The organism is Streptomyces cyaneus (assembly GCF_004028635.1).
GTDB classification, from domain to species: Bacteria; Actinomycetota; Actinomycetes; order Streptomycetales; family Streptomycetaceae; genus Streptomyces; species Streptomyces cyaneus.
Genome location: NZ_RQJW01000020.1, coordinates 117,767 through 134,964, shown reverse-complemented (window position 1 = coordinate 134,964; position 17,198 = coordinate 117,767). Strand labels below are relative to the sequence as shown.

Annotated in this window: 17 protein-coding genes; 10 read left to right on the top strand and 7 right to left on the bottom strand. The window is 70.5% G+C overall.

Translation table 11 applies throughout. The features are described 5' to 3' along the window. Positions 1-23 precede the first annotated feature (23 nt). From EHO50_RS40270 to EHO50_RS40265, 3 genes are all read right to left on the bottom strand, one after another. Positions 24-2,411, bottom strand: a complete 2,388-nt coding sequence (locus EHO50_RS40270; RefSeq protein WP_128436817.1) for a Tex family protein — start codon at positions 2,409-2,411, stop codon at positions 24-26. A 102-nt stretch (positions 2,412-2,513) separates the two neighbouring features. Beyond that, positions 2,514-2,645 (bottom strand): LPFR motif small protein, encoded by a 132-nt coding sequence (locus EHO50_RS45735; RefSeq protein WP_252100478.1) that lies wholly within the window; start codon positions 2,643-2,645, stop codon positions 2,514-2,516. Positions 2,646-2,790: 145 nt separating this feature from the next. Beyond that, positions 2,791-3,660, bottom strand: a complete 870-nt coding sequence (locus EHO50_RS40265) for an SCO6745 family protein (RefSeq protein ID WP_128436816.1) — start codon at positions 3,658-3,660, stop codon at positions 2,791-2,793. Between the two features lie 113 nt (positions 3,661-3,773). On the opposite strand from EHO50_RS40265, the gene EHO50_RS40260 reads away from it, so the two are divergent. After that, positions 3,774-4,733: a GlxA family transcriptional regulator gene (locus EHO50_RS40260; protein ID WP_128436815.1), complete on the top strand. Its 960-nt coding sequence runs from the start codon at positions 3,774-3,776 to the stop codon at positions 4,731-4,733. A 10-nt stretch (positions 4,734-4,743) separates the two neighbouring features. Next, positions 4,744-5,394: a DJ-1/PfpI family protein gene (locus EHO50_RS40255; protein WP_128436814.1), complete on the top strand. Its 651-nt coding sequence runs from the start codon at positions 4,744-4,746 to the stop codon at positions 5,392-5,394. Here the strand turns inward: EHO50_RS40255 and EHO50_RS40250 are convergent. Then, on the bottom strand, positions 5,366-6,121 hold the full coding sequence (locus EHO50_RS40250) for an enoyl-CoA hydratase/isomerase family protein (protein WP_128436813.1): 756 nt from the start codon (positions 6,119-6,121) through the stop codon (positions 5,366-5,368). The two genes, EHO50_RS40255 and EHO50_RS40250, sit on opposite strands and share 29 nt — an antisense overlap. Positions 6,122-6,375: 254 nt before the next feature. Here EHO50_RS40250 and EHO50_RS40245 point away from each other — a divergent pair, with 254 nt between their 5' ends. Beyond that, entirely contained in the window at positions 6,376-6,885 is a 510-nt protein-coding gene (locus EHO50_RS40245; RefSeq protein WP_128436835.1) for an ATP-binding protein, read from the top strand. 14 nt (positions 6,886-6,899) lie between these two features. Here EHO50_RS40245 and idi read toward each other — a convergent pair whose 3' ends face one another. From idi to galE, 3 genes are all read right to left on the bottom strand, one after another. Continuing rightward, entirely contained in the window at positions 6,900-7,493 is a 594-nt protein-coding gene (idi, locus tag EHO50_RS40240) for an isopentenyl-diphosphate Delta-isomerase (RefSeq protein WP_128436812.1), read from the bottom strand. Between the two features lie 210 nt (positions 7,494-7,703). After that, positions 7,704-8,645 (bottom strand): cation diffusion facilitator family transporter, encoded by a 942-nt coding sequence (locus tag EHO50_RS40235; protein WP_128436811.1) that lies wholly within the window; start codon positions 8,643-8,645, stop codon positions 7,704-7,706. A gap of 169 nt (positions 8,646-8,814) precedes the next feature. Beyond that, on the bottom strand, positions 8,815-9,786 hold the full coding sequence (gene galE, locus EHO50_RS40230) for a UDP-glucose 4-epimerase GalE (protein ID WP_128436810.1): 972 nt from the start codon (positions 9,784-9,786) through the stop codon (positions 8,815-8,817). Positions 9,787-10,063: 277 nt separating this feature from the next. Between galE and EHO50_RS40225 the strand changes: the two genes are divergently transcribed. From EHO50_RS40225 to EHO50_RS40195, 7 genes are all read left to right on the top strand, one after another. Further along, positions 10,064-11,851, top strand: a complete 1,788-nt coding sequence (locus EHO50_RS40225) for a DUF5941 domain-containing protein (RefSeq protein ID WP_128436809.1) — start codon at positions 10,064-10,066, stop codon at positions 11,849-11,851. Beyond that, entirely contained in the window at positions 11,848-12,600 is a 753-nt protein-coding gene (locus tag EHO50_RS40220; protein ID WP_128436808.1) for a phosphocholine cytidylyltransferase family protein, read from the top strand. The genes EHO50_RS40225 and EHO50_RS40220 overlap by 4 nt, the downstream gene beginning before the upstream one ends. Then, a complete protein-coding gene (locus EHO50_RS40215; protein ID WP_128436807.1) occupies positions 12,588-13,649 on the top strand; it encodes an iron-containing alcohol dehydrogenase family protein in 1,062 nt (353 codons plus the stop codon). The genes EHO50_RS40220 and EHO50_RS40215 overlap by 13 nt, the downstream gene beginning before the upstream one ends. Further along, entirely contained in the window at positions 13,627-14,406 is a 780-nt protein-coding gene (locus EHO50_RS40210; RefSeq protein ID WP_128436806.1) for a CDP-alcohol phosphatidyltransferase family protein, read from the top strand. Before EHO50_RS40215 ends, EHO50_RS40210 begins: the two co-directional genes overlap by 23 nt. Further along, positions 14,403-15,287: a glycosyltransferase family 2 protein gene (locus tag EHO50_RS40205; RefSeq protein ID WP_128436805.1), complete on the top strand. Its 885-nt coding sequence runs from the start codon at positions 14,403-14,405 to the stop codon at positions 15,285-15,287. Before EHO50_RS40210 ends, EHO50_RS40205 begins: the two co-directional genes overlap by 4 nt. 96 nt (positions 15,288-15,383) lie before the next feature. Continuing rightward, complete coding sequence (locus EHO50_RS40200) at positions 15,384-16,313, top strand: ABC transporter permease (protein ID WP_128436804.1); 930 nt, start codon at positions 15,384-15,386, stop codon at positions 16,311-16,313. Next, positions 16,306-17,085 (top strand): ABC transporter ATP-binding protein, encoded by a 780-nt coding sequence (locus tag EHO50_RS40195; protein ID WP_128436803.1) that lies wholly within the window; start codon positions 16,306-16,308, stop codon positions 17,083-17,085. Before EHO50_RS40200 ends, EHO50_RS40195 begins: the two co-directional genes overlap by 8 nt. Positions 17,086-17,198: the final 113 nt, after the last annotated feature.

Here is a 17,198-nt window from a genome sequence, read left to right as displayed (position 1 = left end):
AGAGCCCGGGCCCGCGTGTCGACTCAGCGCTTGCCCTGCTTGGGGTCGAGCAGACCCGCGCGGCGCAGGGCGTCGGCCATCGCGCTGTTGGCCGGAGGCGGCGCCTGACGCGACCCGCCACCACCCGCACCGCCACCGCCGCCCCGGCCCTGCCGCTGCTGCGGCGGCCGTCCGCCGCGCTGCCGGCGCTCACCGCCGCCTCCGCCCCCGCCTTGCTGCCCCTGCGCAGCCGCCTCGTCGTCGAGGCGCAGGGTCAGGGAGATCCGCTTGCGCGGGATGTCGACGTCGAGGACCTTCACCTTGACGATGTCACCGGGCTTGACCACGTCACGGGGGTCCTTGACGAAGGTCTTCGACAGCGCGGAGACGTGCGCCAGACCGTCCTGGTGGACACCGACGTCGATGAACGCCCCGAAGGCCGCCACGTTCGTCACGACGCCCTCCAGGACCATCCCGGACGTCAGGTCGGAGATCTTCTCGACGCCCTCCTTGAAGGTGGCCGTCTTGAAGGCCGGCCGCGGGTCGCGCCCGGGCTTCTCCAGCTCCTTGAGGATGTCCGACACGGTCGGCAGACCGAACGTCTCGTCCACGAAGTCGTTCGGCTTCAGCGACCGCAGCACGCCCGTGTTGCCGATGAGCGAGGCCACCTCCTGGCCGGAGGTCTTCACCATGCGCCGGACGACCGGGTACGCCTCGGGGTGCACGCTGGAGGCGTCCAGCGGGTCGTCGCCGCCGCGGATGCGCAGGAAGCCCGCGCACTGCTCGTACGCCTTCGGGCCGAGCCGTGCCACGCCCTTCAGCTGGGTGCGCGACTTGAAGGGGCCGTTCGCGTCCCGGTGCGCCACGATGTTCTCCGCCAGCCCGGAGGTGATGCCGGAGACCCGGGCGAGCAGCGGTGCCGACGCCGTGTTGACGTCCACCCCCACGCCGTTCACACAGTCCTCCACCACCGCGTCCAGCGAGCGCGACAGCTTCACCTCGGACAGGTCGTGCTGGTACTGGCCGACGCCGATCGACTTCGGGTCGATCTTCACCAGCTCGGCCAGCGGGTCCTGCAGACGGCGGGCGATCGACACCGCGCCGCGCAGCGACACGTCCATGTCGGGCAGCTCCTGCGAGGCGAACGCCGAGGCCGAGTACACCGAGGCGCCCGCCTCGGACACCATCACCTTGGTGAGCTTCAACTCGGGGTGCTTGGTGATGAGTTCACCGGCGAGCTTGTCGGTCTCGCGGGACGCCGTGCCGTTGCCGATCGCGACCAGCTCGACCGCGTGCTCCTTGGCCAGCCGGGCCAGCTTGGCGATCGCCTCGTCCCACTTGTTCGCCGGGACGTGCGGGTAGATGACGTCCGTCGCGACGACCTTGCCGGTCGCGTCGACCACCGCGACCTTCACGCCCGTACGGAAGCCCGGGTCGAGACCCAGCGTCGCGCGTGTGCCGGCGGGGGCGGCGAGCAGCAGGTCGCGGAGGTTGGCGGCGAAGACGCCCACGGCCTCGTCCTCGGCGGCCGTGCGCAGCCGCAGCCGCAGGTCGATGCCGAGATGGACCAGGATCCGGGTCCGCCAGGCCCAACGGACCGTGTCCGTCAGCCACTTGTCGGCGGGACGGCCGCGGTCGGCGATCTGGAACTTGTGGGCGACGATCCCCTCGTACGACGAAGGACCCTCGGTGGGCTCCTCCGGCTCCAGGACGAGGTCGAGGACCTCCTCCTTCTCGCCGCGCAGCATCGCCAGGATGCGGTGCGAGGGCAGCTCGGTGAACGGCTCGGCGAAGTCGAAGTAGTCGGCGAACTTCGCGCCCGCCTCCTCCTTGCCGTCGCGCACTTTGGCCGCGAGCCGCCCGCGCACCCACATGCGCTCACGCAACTCACCGATCAGGTCGGCGTCCTCCGAGAACCGCTCGGTGAGAATCGCCCGGGCCCCGTCGAGGGCCGCCTGCGGATCGGCCACACCCTTGTCGGCGTCGACGAACGCGGCGGCAGCGGCCAGCGGCTCGACAGTCGGGTCACCGAGCAGCCCCTCGGCGAGCGGCTCGAGCCCGGCCTCGCGCGCGATCTGGGCCTTGGTCCTGCGCTTGGGCTTGTACGGCAGATAGATGTCCTCGAGCCGCGCCTTGGTCTCGGCGCCGCGGATCTGCGCCTCCAGTTCCTCGGTCAGCTTGCCCTGCTCGCGCACCGACTCGAGGATCGCCGTCCGCCGCTCCTCCAGCTCCCGCAGATAGCGCAGCCGCTCCTCGATCGTGCGCAGCTGCGCGTCGTCGAGCATCTCGGTCGCTTCCTTGCGGTAGCGGGCGATGAAGGGCACCGTCGAACCGCCGTCGAGCAGCTCCACGGCAGCCTTCACCTGCCGCTCTCGTACGCCGAGCTCCGCGGCGATCCTGCCTTCGATGGACCCTACGAGGGGTGTCGTCACGATCCCGTCCCGCCTTCTCACTGAGGTTGCGCGGCAATTGTGGCAGGTGGCACCGACAACCGGGGATCAGGGCGGCAACCCGGCCGGTCGTGGCGGGCGGAATCAGGCCCTGCGGCTTCGCGTACTGCTCGAGGCGCCGCCGAAGAGCCGGGCCAGCGCCCGGAACGGCAGCGTCACGACCGTGGCGATCGCACCACCGATCTGCCGCAACACGTCTGCGATTGCACGGAACACTTGATTCCCCTTTCCTCTTCGGCCACGACGGCCGACTGGGGACCGGGTACCGCGGCTCGGGCCCGCCATGCAGCGCGGGCCCGATCAAGGTGTCCGTCCGTGCCTGAGGCGACTCCTGGCAGCCCTTGGCCCTTAGCCCTGGCCCTCAGCCCTTGCCGAGCAGATCCGCCGGGAACGCCCCCGCCGCCACCGCGGCCCGCGCGAATCCCGCACCGAGTTCCGTCAGCCGTGCGACCCCCTCCGCGCCGAGGTGTTCGTACGGTGCCCGGTCCAGGCGGTCCGTCTCGGACTCGATCTCCTCGCGCAGGGCGACGCCCTTGGGCGTGAGCTCGCCCGAGTCGTCCAGCAGACCTCGCTCGCGCAGCCGGTCGGAGGCCGCGTCCCAGTCCTCCTGGGTCCAGCCGCGGCTGGAGAACACCCACTTCGGCGTCATGCCCTTGCCGGTCGCGGTGTGGGTCACCACCGCCTCCAGCCCGTCGAGCTCCGCGGCCATCAGGACGGTGAGGTGCCCGTCACCGCGGTGCTCGCGCAGCAGCGTGGTGGCGTGGAAGTAGGCCAGGTGCGGCTCCTCGGGGACCGATAGATCCGCGTGCGCCGAGTACAGCGGCCGCGCACTGCGCGAACAGCCCTCGGTCGCCCGGAGCGCGAGCCGTGCGGCCTGTGCCATTTCCGCGGACGCCACCGCCTCCTCGCCGAGCAGCCGCCGCAGCAGCGTGTCGATCGCACGCGCGCGTGCCGCCAGCACGTCCTCGGGCGAGGCGATCGCCCAGACCGCCGGTACGTGCCGGGCGACCAGCTCGTGCTTGTAGTTGTAGAACGTCGCCGTCACCGCGCCCGCACCGACCGGACCCAGCGCGGCGGCCCGTACCGCGAAATTGACGGCCCTGGGATGCGTGATCCCGAGAGCGGCCAGTTCCTTGCCCAGCTCGGGAGCGAAGTACGACGTCGCGTGCAGGGAGTTGAGCACGTTGTGGCAGCGGCGACCGGCACGGGGCTCAAGGGCGGCAGTAGTCATGGCCCGCAGGTTACCAACCGCTTGGTACGTCCTCTGTGCGCACGCGGAGCATGGCAGGAAAGGTGGGGTTCTCGTCATTGCGGCTATCCCCGGGCTGCCGAAGAATCGAGCACATGGCGCAGCGAACCGTTCTCCTCCTCCTGTTCGACGGCGTGCAGAGCCTCGATGTCACCGGCCCGCTGGAGGTCTTCGCGGGGGCCGAGTTGCACACCCCGGGCACGTACCGCATCCGTACGGCCTCGCTGGACGGCGCCCCCGTGCGCACCTCCAGCGGCCTGACCGTCGTACCGGACGAATCACTCGCGGACAGCGACGATCCGCACACCCTGCTGGTCCCGGGCGGCCAGGGCACCCGGAGTCCCGACACGCGGCTCACCGACTGGCTGCGCGAGCACGGGCCGCGGGCCGAGCGGCTGGTCTCGGTGTGCACCGGCGCGATCCGGCTCGCCCAGGCGGGCCTCCTGGACGGCCGCCGCGCCACCACCCACTGGGCGTACTGCGCCAAGCTCGCCCGCGACCACCCGGCCGTCGAGGTCGACCCCGACCCGATCTATGTGCGCGACGGACACGTCTCGACGTCCGCCGGCGTCACCTCGGGCATCGACCTCGCCCTCGCCCTGGTGGAGGAGGACCTCGGCCGGGACGCGGCCCTCGCCATCGCCCGGCACCTGGTCGTCTTCCTCCGCCGACCCGGGAACCAGGCCCAGTTCAGCGCCCAGCTCGCCGCCCAGACCGCCCAGCGCGAGCCACTGCGCGAGGTCCAGCAGTGGATCACCGAGCATCCCGGCGAGGACCTGTCGGTGGAGGCGCTCGCCGCCCGCGCCCGCCTCTCGCCCCGTCACTTCGCCCGCGCCTTCCAGACCGAGACCGGCATGACCCCGGGCCGCTACGTCGACCGCGTCCGCCTCGAACACGCCCGCCGGCTGCTGGAGGACACCGCCGACGGCATCGAGGAGATCTCCCGCACCAGCGGCTACGGCACCCCGGAGGCGATGCGCCGCGCCTTCGTCAGAACCCTCGGCGCGGCCCCCTCCGAGTACCGCCGCCGCTTCCACCCGACCCCTGTGCACTGAAGGGCCCACGATGCAGTTCGCGATCGTCCTCTACGACCGTTTCACCGCCCTCGACGCCGTCGGACCGTACGAGACGCTCGGCCGGCTGCCGGACTCCGAGCTCGTCTTCGTCGCCGAGGAGAGCGGCCCCGTCCGCAGCGACAGCGGGAACCTCGCGCTGATCGCGGACAAGACGCTGGCCGAGGTGCCGAACCCCGATGTCGTGGTCGTCCCCGGCGGGCCGGGGCAGACCGCGCAGATGGAGAACAAGGCCCTCCTCGACTGGATCCGCGCCGCCGACGCCACCAGCACCTGGACGACGTCCGTGTGCACCGGCTCCCTGCTGCTCGCCGCCGCGGGCCTCCTCGAAGGGCGCCGTGCGACCTCGCACTGGCTGGCCCTCGACGAGCTGCGGAGGTTCGGCGTCGAACCGACGGGGGAGCGGGTGGTGACCGACGGCAAGTACGTCACCGCGGCCGGGGTGTCCTCCGGCATCGACATGGGGCTCGCCCTGCTCGGCCACCTCGCCGGCGACTTCGTCGCCCAGGCCGTACAGCTGGGGATCGAGTACGACCCGCAGCCGCCCTACGACGCCGGAGCCCCGCACAAGGCGCCCGCGGACGTCGTCGAGCTGCTCCGGTCGAGGAGCCGTTTCATCCTCGGCCAGGAACCGACCACGTGAACCGCGGCTGACGGCGCTCCAGGAACGCGGCGACCCCCTCCGCGGTGTCGCCGCTGCCGCGCGCCTGCTCCCTCCAGTGACCGTCCCGGTCGGTGCGCCCGTCCGCGAACTCCTTCGCCGCGGCCTGCGTCAGCTGCGAGCGCGACACCAGGATGCGGGTGAACTCCACGGCCCGCTTGCCGAGTTCGCCCTCCGGCAGCACCTCGTCCACCAGGCCCGTACGCAGCGCCCGCTCCGCGTCGATCAACTCGCCCGAGAACAACAGGTACTTGGTGGTAGCCGGTCCCACCAGCGACGCCAACCGCCGTGTGGAGGACGCCGGATATACGATCCCGAGCTTCGCCGGCGTCACCCCGAACAGCGACCCCTCCTCGGCGAACCGCAGATCACACGCGGCCGCCAGCTGCGAACCGCCACCCACACAGTGCCCCCGGATCGCCGCCAGCGTCGGCTTCGGGAAGGCGGCCAGCGCCTCCTCGGCCGCCACGGCCAGCCCCTGGGCCTCCTGAGGGGACCCCTGGAGCGTGGAGATGTCGGCGCCCGCGCAGAACGTCCCGCCCTCACCGGTCAGCACCAGCGCCCGTACCGTGGGATCGGCGGCCAGGGTGTCGAGCAGCGGCGGCAGCGCTCGCCACATCGCGGCCGTCATCGCGTTGCGCTTGGCCGGATGGTGGATGACGACGGTGGCGACCGAGTCGGCGACACTGTGCAGCAGCTGGGGCTCCATGACCCGGATGCTATCCGCCGGCATCGAACGGCGATCAAGAAGGTCCGCGAGGCCGAGCCAAACCCGTACAACCCGAATAGTTCGCCAAGTCGGCACGAGCGGAACAGGAGCGGTCCCACATCTGACGGTGTCATACGCCAACGATCAGAAACGCTCGATACCTGCTGACTTGTGTTCAGTTCTACGGCCTGGACCTGCGCGGTACCAACACTCGACGTGTGGTGACAATCGAGCGCGAGGGTGGCGACCGGACGATGGAGAACCACGGGCGCGGGTCCGGCCCACGCCCAGCAGGCGGCGCGGACGAGCCCCTCGGTCAGCGGCCGCCGAATCCACTGCCGTACGAGGGCGTCTGGCGGTTCACCGCTCCCGCCGTCGACGCCTCTGTCCCGCAGGCGCGGCACGCCGTACGGGACCTGCTGTACCGCCAAGGTGTGCCGGTCTCGGACGACCTGGTCCAGGGCTTGCTGCTGATCGTCTCGGAGCTGGTCACGAACGCCGTCCGGCACGCGGCGCTGCTGTCGCCGACGCTGGCCGTGGAGGTCGCCGTCGGCGCCGAGTGGCTGCGGGTGTCAGTGGAGGACAACCATCCCTACCGCCCGACCGCCCTGGAGGCGGACCACGGCCAGACCGGCGGCCGCGGGCTGCTGCTGGTGCGCGAGGTCACGCGGGAGGCCGGCGGCGTGTGCGACGTCGAGCACACGGCGAGCGGCGGCAAGGTGATCTGGGCCGCCGTCCCGCTCAAACCCGTGCGCGTGCCCTGAGGCCCTGGCACTCGTCACCAGTCGGCAGACGGGCCCGTCAGCTCTCTGATCGCGGGGCGGGCCGCGTCGAGCACCGTCATGAACCAGGACGAGAAGGTGTCCTTCGCATGGCGCTCCGCCAGTTCGGCCGAGGTCACGAAGGCCGTCGCGCCGACCTCCTCCGCGTCCGGCCGCAGCGGGGACTGCACCAGGCCGACGAAGAGGTGGTTGTACTCCTGCTCCACCAGGCCCGAGTCGGGGTCCGGGTGGTTGTAGCGGACCGTGCCCGCCTCGGCGAGCAGTGACGGGGAGACACCGAGTTCCTCGTGCGTGCGCCGGGCCGCGGCCGCGAAGGGTGCCTCGCCGGGGTAGGGGTGACCGCAGCAGGTGTTGGACCACACGCCGGGGGAGTGGTACTTGCCGAGCGCCCGCTGCTGGAGCAGCAGCCGGCCGCGCTCGTCGAAGAGGAACACGGAGAAGGCGCGGTGCAGCTGCCCCGGCGGCTGATGGGCGGCGAGCTTCTCCGCGGTGCCGATCGTCACACCGTTCTCGTCGACCAGTTCCAGCAAAATCGCGTCTGCGGCGCCGTTCGACGGACTGTGCGTCGCGGTCGCAGGTGTGATCGGCATACCCATCCTTCGCATCGGTCTTGCGCCCCAAGTGTGCCGTACGAATCCGGCACTCCCGGCAGTTGATCGTGCCCGGCGCGGCGGGCACGGAACCGTCGGCGGGGGTGCTGTGAGCATGAGGACGCAACCGACCACCGGATCGCTGCATTCCGCCCGTACTGGCGTTTTATCGGACCGTACGGCTGTTTCAGCACGGACCGTACGGTTGTCTCAGTAGCAGAGCCGGGCCTCGTGCTCCGCGTGCCCGCTCGGCTCCAGCTGGAAGGTGCAGTGCTCCACGTCGAAATGGTGGCCCAGGCAGCCCTGGAGCTCGTGCAGCATCTTCTCGTAGCCGATCGCGTTCAGGACGTCGGAGCTCACCACCACGTGCGCCGACAGCACCGGCATACCGGACGTGATCGTCCAGGCGTGCAGATCGTGGACGTCCTCGACGCCGTCCAGGGCGAGTATGTGGGCCCGCACTTGCGCCATGTCGACGTCCTTGGGGGCCGACTCCAGCAGGACGTCGAGGGTCTCGCGCAGCAGTTTGAAGGTGCGCGGCACGATCATCAGGCCGATGACCAGCGAGGCGATCGGGTCGGCGGCCTGCCACCCGGTGGCCAGGATCACCACCGCCGAGATCAGCACCGCCAGCGAGCCCAGCGCGTCGGCGGCCACCTCCAGGAAGGCGCCGCGTACGTTCAGGCTCTCCTTCTGGCCACGCATCAGCAGGGTCAGCGAGATCATGTTCGCGACCAGGCCGATCGCACCGAACACGATCATGAGGCCGCCCTCGGTGTTCGCGGGCGTGAAGAACCGCTGGATCGCCTCGTACAGGACGTAGCCGCCGACGCCGAGCAGCAGCAGGCAGTTGGCGAGGGCGGCGAGGATCTCCGCGCGGGCGTAGCCGAAGGTGCGCGTCGTGCTCGGCGGCCGGTTCGCGAAGTGGATGGCGAGCAGGGCCATGCCCAGGCCGAGCGCGTCGGTCGCCATGTGCGCCGCGTCCGCGATCAGGGCGAGCGAGTCCGCGGCCACACCGCCGACGATCTCGACCACCATGACACCGAGCGTGATCGACAGCGCCACACGCAGTCTTCCGCGATACGCGGCAGCCGCCGTGCCGGTCGGGGGCGCATGCGAGTGCGCGTGCCCGTGATCGTGCCCAGCCCCCATGTGAAAGCCGCCCTTCCGTGGTCCGTCCGACGATCGGTATTTCCGTCCGGGATCACAGTGAACTACGGGCGGGGGGTATCGGGCAACGCGGCACTGAACACCGTTGTCATGTGCCCTGACCTGCGGAAACGATCCGCAGGTCAAGGCTGTGCGCATGATCGGCCGCTGATCAGCCGCCGTGGTGCAGCAGCCACCCCTGCCACGCCGACTCCACCATCTCGCGTACCCCGCGCCGAGCCGTCCAGCCGAGCTCCTCGGCGGCCAGTGCGGCCGAGGCGACCGCGCGCGGGGCGTCCCCGGGGCGCCGGGCCTCCACCACGGCGGGGCGCCGGTCGCCGGTGATCTCGCCGATGACGGTGATCAGCTCGCGGACGGAGACCCCCTCGCCGCGACCGATGTTGACCGTCAGGTCGCCGCTCGCGTCCGCCGCGGTGAGCCGCCGGGCCGCCGCGAGGTGCGCCTCGGCAAGGTCGGCGACATGGATGTAGTCGCGGATGCAGGTGCCGTCGGGCGTCGGATAGTCGTCACCGAAGATCCGCGGAGCCTCGTCGCGGGTGAGCCGGTCGAAGACCATGGGGACGATGTTGAAGACGCCCGTGTCGGCCAGCTCGGGCGCGGCGGCGCCCGCGACATTGAAATAGCGCAGGCACACGGTCGCGATGCCGTGTGCCCGGCCCGCCGCCCGCACCAGCCACTCCCCGGCGAGCTTGGTCTCGCCGTACGGGTTCACCGGCGCGCATCCGGTGTCCTCCGTGATGAGATCCACATCCGGGTTGCCGTAGACGGCGGCGGAGGAGGAGAACACGAACCGCTTGATGCCCGCCTCGGCGACCGTCTCCAGGAGCGTGGTGAGACCGCCCACGTTCTCCCGGTAGTAGCGCGTCGGCTGCGCCACGGACTCCCCGACCTGCTTGCGTGCGGCGAGATGCACCACACCCGTCACCGCGTGCTCGGCCAGCACCCGCTTCAGCAGGTCACCGTCCAGCGACGAGCCCTCGACGAGCGGGATGCCCGAAGGCAGCCGCGCGGGATGTCCGGCCGAGAGGTCGTCCAGTACGAGGACACGCTCGCCGGCGTCGGTCATGGCCCGCGCCACATGTGCTCCGATGTAGCCGGCTCCGCCGGTGATCAGCCATGTCATGGTCGTTCACCCTATGCCGAGGTACAGGCGGTGGAACCAATGTCCTTGATGTCCCGTCTGTGAGTACGGGTTTGTGGGCAGGACCCGAAATCCCCGATGATGATCGCGGCAATGCTCTGGGAAAACCACGTTGATCGCTCCGCCAAACGGGTGGTGAACGTCGGCTTGCGACAATCCGATAGCCTCTGCCGACATGCCGCCCGGGCCCTCGGTAACGGGCGCCCCCACACATGCACATGACCGGCCGGACACGCCGGTACCCAGGGAGTGAGTTCGGTTGTCGACCGCCATCCTGACCGGTCCGCCGGTCCCCGGATCGTCGATCGAGGGCGATCTGCGGTCCCTCGGCTACGACGTGCGGGTCGCCGCCGACCCGGCCGACGCCGAGACGCTCCTCGCCCAGGTGCCCGGTGACCAGCGGGTCGCCGTGGTCGACGCCCGCTTCGTCGGCCACCTGCACGCGCTGCGCCTCGGCCTGACCGACCCCCGCTTCCCGCTGGCCGCGATCCAGGGCGCCGTGACGGCCCAGCCGGCCGGCCGCCAGGCGCTGACCCGCGCCATGGCCCGCGAGAACTCCGCGGGCGGCGGGACGGCAGTGGCCGTCGACAGCCTCGCCGACCGCATCGTCGCCGCCCTCGACGACGAAGGCACCGACGTCCAGCGCCCCGAGCTCGGCAGCCTGGTCGCCACTGTCCCGGCCGACCCTCAGGCCCGCAACGAGGCACGGCAGGCCGTCGCCGCCGTCGACGACGAGGCCGTACGTCTGAAGTCGGCGGTGAAGTCCCGCGACGGCTTCTTCACCACCTTCTTCATCAGCCCGTACTCCCGCTACATCGCCCGCTGGTGCGCCCGCCGTGGCCTGACCCCGAACCAGGTCACCACCGCCTCCCTGCTCACCGCGCTCATCGCGGCGGGCTGCGCGGCCACCGGCACCCGGGGCGGCTTCATCGCGGCCGGCCTCCTGCTGATCTTCTCGTTCGTGCTGGACTGCACCGACGGCCAGCTTGCCCGCTACTCCCTGCAGTACTCCACGCTCGGCGCCTGGCTGGACGCCACCTTCGACCGGGCCAAGGAGTACGCCTACTACGCCGGGCTCGCACTCGGTGCGGCCCGCGGTGGCGACGACGTATGGGCGCTCGCCCTGGGCGCCATGGTCCTGCAGACCTGCCGGCACGTTGTGGACTTCTCCTTCAACGAGGCCAACCACGACGCCACCGCCAACACCAGCCCCACCGCCGCCCTCTCCGACAAGCTCGACAGCGTCGGCTGGACGGTGTGGGTGCGCCGGATGATCGTGCTGCCGATCGGCGAGCGCTGGGCGATGATCGCGGTGCTGACGGCGGCGACGACTCCCCGGATCACCTTCTACGTGCTGCTCATCGGCTGCGCCTTCGCGGCGACGTACACGACGGCGGGCCGGGTCCTGCGGTCGGTGACGCGGAAGGCCAGGCGTACGGCCCGGGCCGCGCAGGCGCTGGCGGACCTCGCGGACAACGGACCCCTGGCCTCCTTCGTGGCCCGTGTCACGCGTGCCGTGCTCGGCGCCCCGCTGCTGGTCGCGCTGGGCGGGACGGCCGTCCTCGCCGTGTCCCTGTTCTCCGGGGCGACCTGGGCACCCGTCGCGGGTGCCGTCGTCTACGCGATCACTGCCGGTCAGGCCCTGTACCGCCCCCTCAAGGGCGCCCTCGACTGGCTCGTCCCGCCCGTCTTCCGCGCCGCCGAATACGGCACCGTCCTGATCCTCGCGGCCAAATCCGAGGTGAACGGAGCCCTTCCTGCGGCTTTCGGCCTGGTGGCGGCCGTCGCCTACCATCACTACGACACGGTGTACCGCATCCGCGGCAACGCCGGAGCGCCCCCGGCCTGGCTGGTGCGCGCCATCGGGGGGCACGAAGGACGGACGCTGCTCGTCACCGTCCTCGCCGCGGTGCTCTCCGCCTCGCAGTTCACGGTCGCGCTCACGGCCCTCGCCGTGGTCGTGGCCCTGGTGGTGCTCGTCGAGAGCATCCGCTTCTGGGTGTCCTCCGGGGCGCCCGCCGTACACGATGAAGGAGAACCCGCATGATCGGCCTCGTGCTGGCGGCCGGCGCCGGACGGCGTCTGCGCCCCTACACCGACAGCCTTCCCAAGGCTCTGGTGCCGGTGGGGCCCGCGGGCATAGAGGGCGAACCAACGGTTCTCGATCTGACCCTCGGCAACTTCGCTGAGATCGGGCTGACCGAGGTCGCGATCATCGTCGGCTACCGCAAGGAGGCCGTGTACGCGCGCAAGGAAGCCCTTGAGCAGAAGTACGGCCTGAAGCTCACCCTCATCGACAACGACAAGGCCGAGGAGTGGAACAACGCCTACTCCCTGTGGTGCGGCCGTGACGCCCTCAAGGACGGCGTGATCCTCGCCAACGGCGACACCGTCCACCCGGTCTCCGTCGAGAAGACGCTGCTCGCCGCCCGCGGCGAGGGCAAGAAGATCATCCTCGCCCTGGACACGGTGAAGAGCCTGGCCGACGAGGAGATGAAGGTCGTCGTCGACCCCGAGAAGGGCATGACGAAGATCACCAAGCTGATGGACCCCGCCGAGGCCACCGGCGAGTACATCGGCGTCACCCTCATCGAGGGCGACGCAGCCCCCGAGCTGGCCGACGCGCTGAAGACCGTGTGGGAGACCGACCCGCAGCAGTTCTACGAGCACGGCTACCAGGAGCTCGTGAACCGCGGCTTCCGGATCGACGTGGCGCCGATCGGCGACGTCAAGTGGGTGGAGATCGACAACCACGACGATCTCGCCCGTGGACGGGAGATCGCGTGCCAGTACTGACCCGGCTCATCCCCTCGCCGGTCGTCGTCGACATCCGCCCGGGTGCCCTCGACGACCTCGGCAGTGTGCTCGCCGACGAGCGCATCTCACACTCCGGCAAGCTGGCCGTCGCCGTCAGCAACGGCTCCGGCGCCCGGCTGAAGGAGCGGCTCGCTCCCGCGCTGCCCGGCGCCAGCTGGTACGAGGTCGGCGGCGGCACCCTCGACGACGCGATCCGGCTGGCCGGCGACATAAAGGCCGGCCACTACGACGCGGTCGTCGGGCTCGGCGGCGGCAAGATCATCGACTGCGCCAAGTTCGCTGCGGCGCGCGTCGGCCTGCCCCTGGTCGCCGTACCGACGAACCTCGCGCACGACGGCCTGTGCTCGCCGGTCGCCACCCTCGACAACGACGCGGGCCGCGGCTCCTACGGTGTGCCGAACCCGATCGCGGTCGTCATCGACCTGGACGTCATCCACGACGCTCCGGCACGCTTCGTGCGCGCGGGCATCGGCGACGCCATCTCCAACATCTCCGCGATCGCGGACTGGGAGCTCGCCAACCGCGTCAACGGCGAGAAGATCGACGGCCTCGCCGCCGCGATCGCCCGGCAGGCCGGCGAGGCGGTACTCCGCCACCCCGGCGGCATAGGAGACACCGACTTCCTGCAGGTGCTGGCCGAGGCGCTGGTGCTCAGCGGTATCGCCATGTCGGTGTCGGGCGACTCCCGCCCGTCCTCCGGGGCGTGCCACGAGATCAACCACGCCTTCGACCTGCTGTTCCCCAAGCGTGCCGCCGCCCACGGCGAGCAGTGCGGACTGGGCGCGGCCTTCGCGATGTACCTGCGCGGGGCCCACGAGGAGTCGGCCTACATGGCCGAGGTGCTGCGTCGGCACGGGCTCCCGGTGCTGCCGGAGGAGATCGGCTTCACGGACGACGAGTTCGTCCGTGTCGTCGAGTTCGCTCCGCAGACCCGGCCCGGCCGCTACACGATCCTCGAACACCTCGACCTGACCACCGACCAGATCAAGGACATCTACGCCGACTATGTCAAGGCCATCGGTAGCTGAACTCCGCCCCGTCGTTCACCCCGCGGGGGTGAAGGACCGGCGCAGCGGTGAGCACTGGATGGGACGCCTCTACATGCGCGAGGTGTCCCTGCGGGTCGACCGCTACCTGGTGAACACCAGGGTCACGCCCAACCAGCTCACGTACCTGATGACCGTCTGTGGTGTCCTCGCGGCCCCGGCACTCCTGGTGCCGGGGATCCCGGGGGCGGTGCTCGGCGTGGTCATGGTCCAGCTCTATCTGCTGCTGGACTGTGTCGACGGCGAGATCGCGCGCTGGAGGAAGCAGTACTCGCTCGGCGGGGTCTACATGGACCGCGTCGGCGCCTACCTCACCGACGCCGCGGTGCTCGTCGGCTTCGGTCTGCGCGCCGCCGACCTGTGGGGCAGCGGCCGTATCGACTGGCTGTGGGCGTTCCTCGGCACCCTGGCCGCGCTCGGCGCGATCCTGATCAAGGCGGAGACCGACCTCGTCGGTGTCGCCCGGCACCAGAACGGGCTGGCGCCGGTCAAGGAGGCCGCCTCCGAGATGCGCTCCTCCGGCATGGCGCTGGCCCGCAAGGCCGCCGCCGCCCTCAAGTTCCACCGCCTGGTCCTCGGCATCGAGGCGTCCCTGCTGATCCTGGTGCTGGCGATCGTCGACCAGGTCCGCGGCGACCTGTTCTTCTCCCGGCTCGGCGTCGCGGTGCTGGCCGGCATCGCACTGCTGCAGACCCTGCTGCACCTCGTGTCCATCCTCGCCTCGAGCAGGCTGAAGTGAGCGCGCCGATGAAGGTCGGTGCGGTGATCATCACCATGGGCAACCGCCCCGACGAGCTCCGTGCCCTGCTCGACTCGGTCGCCAAGCAGGACGGCGACCGGGTCCAGGTCGTCGTGGTCGGCAACGGCTCCCCGGTGCCCGATGTCCCCGAAGGCGTCCGCACGATCGAGCTGCCCGAGAACCTCGGCATCCCCGGCGGCCGCAATATCGGCATCGAGGCCTTCGGCCCCAGCGGGCGCGATGTCGACATACTGCTGTTCCTCGACGACGACGGCCTCCTCGCCCACCACGACACCGCCGAGCTGTGCCGAGAGGCCTTCGCCGCCGACCCCGAGCTCGGCATCATCAGCTTCCGCATCGCCGACCCGGACACCGGCGTCACTCAGCGCCGCCACGTCCCCCGGCTGCGCGCCTCCGACCCGATGCGCTCCTCCCGGGTCACCACCTTCCTCGGCGGCGCCAACGCCGTCCGCACCCAGGTCTTCGCCGAGGTCGGCGGGCTGCCGGACGAGTTCTTCTACGCCCATGAGGAAACCGACCTGGCATGGCGGGCCCTCGACGCGGGCTGGATGATCGACTACCGGTCCGACATGGTGCTGTTCCACCCGACGACCGCGCCCTCCCGGCACGCGGTCTACCACCGCATGGTCGCCCGCAACCGCGTCTGGCTCGCCCGCCGCAACCTCCCCGCCCTCCTCGTCCCGGTCTATCTGGGCGTCTGGATGCTGCTCACCCTCCTGCGCCGCCCCTCCCGGCCCGCCCTGAAGGCATGGTTCGGTGGATTCAGGGAAGGCTGGACCACTCCGTGCGGTCCCCGCAGGCCCATGAAGTGGCGTACGGTGTGGCGGCTGACTCGACTGGGCCGACCTCCCGTCATCTGACAAGCTCGACCCTTAGAGCAACCGGGCCGTATCCGGCCCGAGGGTTCATGCCAGGCCCGCACAGGCTGCGCATCTCGAAGACGAAAGTTTCAACTGGTGAGTGAGACAACGCACGACGGTTCGGTCGCGGTGAGCGCGCCTCCGTCGCCCGACGAGGGCCTCACGGCGGCACAGCTCGCCGCCAAGTACGGGCTGTCCGTGAGCGGCGCCCGCCCCTCGCTGCTGGAGTACGTCCGCCAGCTCTGGGACCGGCGGCACTTCATCCTCGCGTTCTCGCGGGCGAAGCTGACCGCCCAGTACAGCCAGGCGAAGCTCGGCCAGCTGTGGCAGGTGGCCACGCCCCTGCTGAACGCGGCGGTGTACTTCTTCATCTTCGGCCTCATCCTCAAGGCCGACCGCGGCATGGCCCGCGAGGTGTACATCCCGTTCCTCGTCACGGGCGTGTTCGTGTTCACCTTCACCCAGAGCTCGGTGATGGCGGGCGTACGCGCGATCTCCGGCAACCTCGGCCTGGTCCGCGCGCTGCACTTCCCGCGCGCCTCGCTGCCGATCTCCTTCGCGCTCCAGCAGCTCCAGCAGCTGCTGTTCTCGATGATCGTGCTGTTCGCCGTGGCCGTGGCCTTCGGCAGCTACCCGGCCATGTCCTGGCTGCTGATCCTTCCGGTGCTCGTCCTGCAGTTCCTCTTCAACACCGGCCTTGCGATGATCATGGCCCGGGCGGGCGCCAAGACGCCGGACCTGGCGCAGCTCATGCCGTTCGTGATGCGTACGTGGATGTACGCGTCCGGCGTGATGTTCTCCATCCCGATCATGCTGAAGGACCGGCCGGACTGGATCGCGACCGTCCTGCAGTGGAACCCGGCCGCCATCTACATGGACCTGATGCGCTTCGCCCTCATCGACGGCTACGGCTCCGAGAACCTCCCCGACCACGTCTGGGCGGCCGCGCTCGGCTGGGCCGTGCTGTTCGCCGTCGGGGGCTTCGTGTATTTCTGGAAGGCGGAGGAGAGGTACGGCCGTGGCTGAGCAGAAGACGGATGCCCTCATTCCCACCGTCATCGCCGACGAACTGCACATCGTCTACCGCGTCAACGGCGCCAAGACCGGCAAGGGCAGCGCCACCGCCGCCCTCAGCCGCATCGTCAAGCGCGGCGAGGAGCGCGGGGTGCGCAAGGTGCACGCCGTCCGCGGCGTCTCCTTCACCGCCTACCGTGGCGAGGCCATCGGCCTCATCGGCTCCAACGGCTCCGGCAAGTCCACCCTGCTGCGCGCCATCGCCGGCCTGCTCCCGCCCGAGAAGGGCAAGGTCTACACCGACGGCCAGCCCTCGCTGCTGGGTGTGAACGCGGCCCTGATGAACGACCTGACCGGCGAGCGCAACGTCATATTGGGCGGGCTCGCCATGGGCATGTCCCGCGAGCAGATCAAGGAGCGCTACCAGGACATCGTCGACTTCTCCGGCATCAACGAGAAGGGCGACTTCATCACCCTGCCGATGCGCACCTACTCCTCCGGCATGGCGGCCCGGCTCCGCTTCTCCATCGCCGCCGCCAAGGACCACGACGTCCTCATGATCGACGAGGCGCTGGCCACCGGCGACCGCAAGTTCCAGAAGCGCTCCGAGGAACGCATCCGCGAGCTGCGCAAGGAAGCCGGCACCGTGTTTCTGGTCAGTCACAACAACAAGTCGATCCGCGACACCTGCAATCGCGTTCTGTGGCTGGAACGCGGCGAGCTGCGGATGGACGGACCGACGGACGAGGTCCTCAAGGAGTACGAGAAGTTCACGGGCAAGTAGTCCACCCGGACATGGGCCGTGCGGCCCAGCACGCTTCCCAGGGCCCCGCCGGAACTGCCCGGCGGGGCCCCGCGTCTGCAAAGGAAACGTCAACTCCGGCTGGCCGTAGGAAT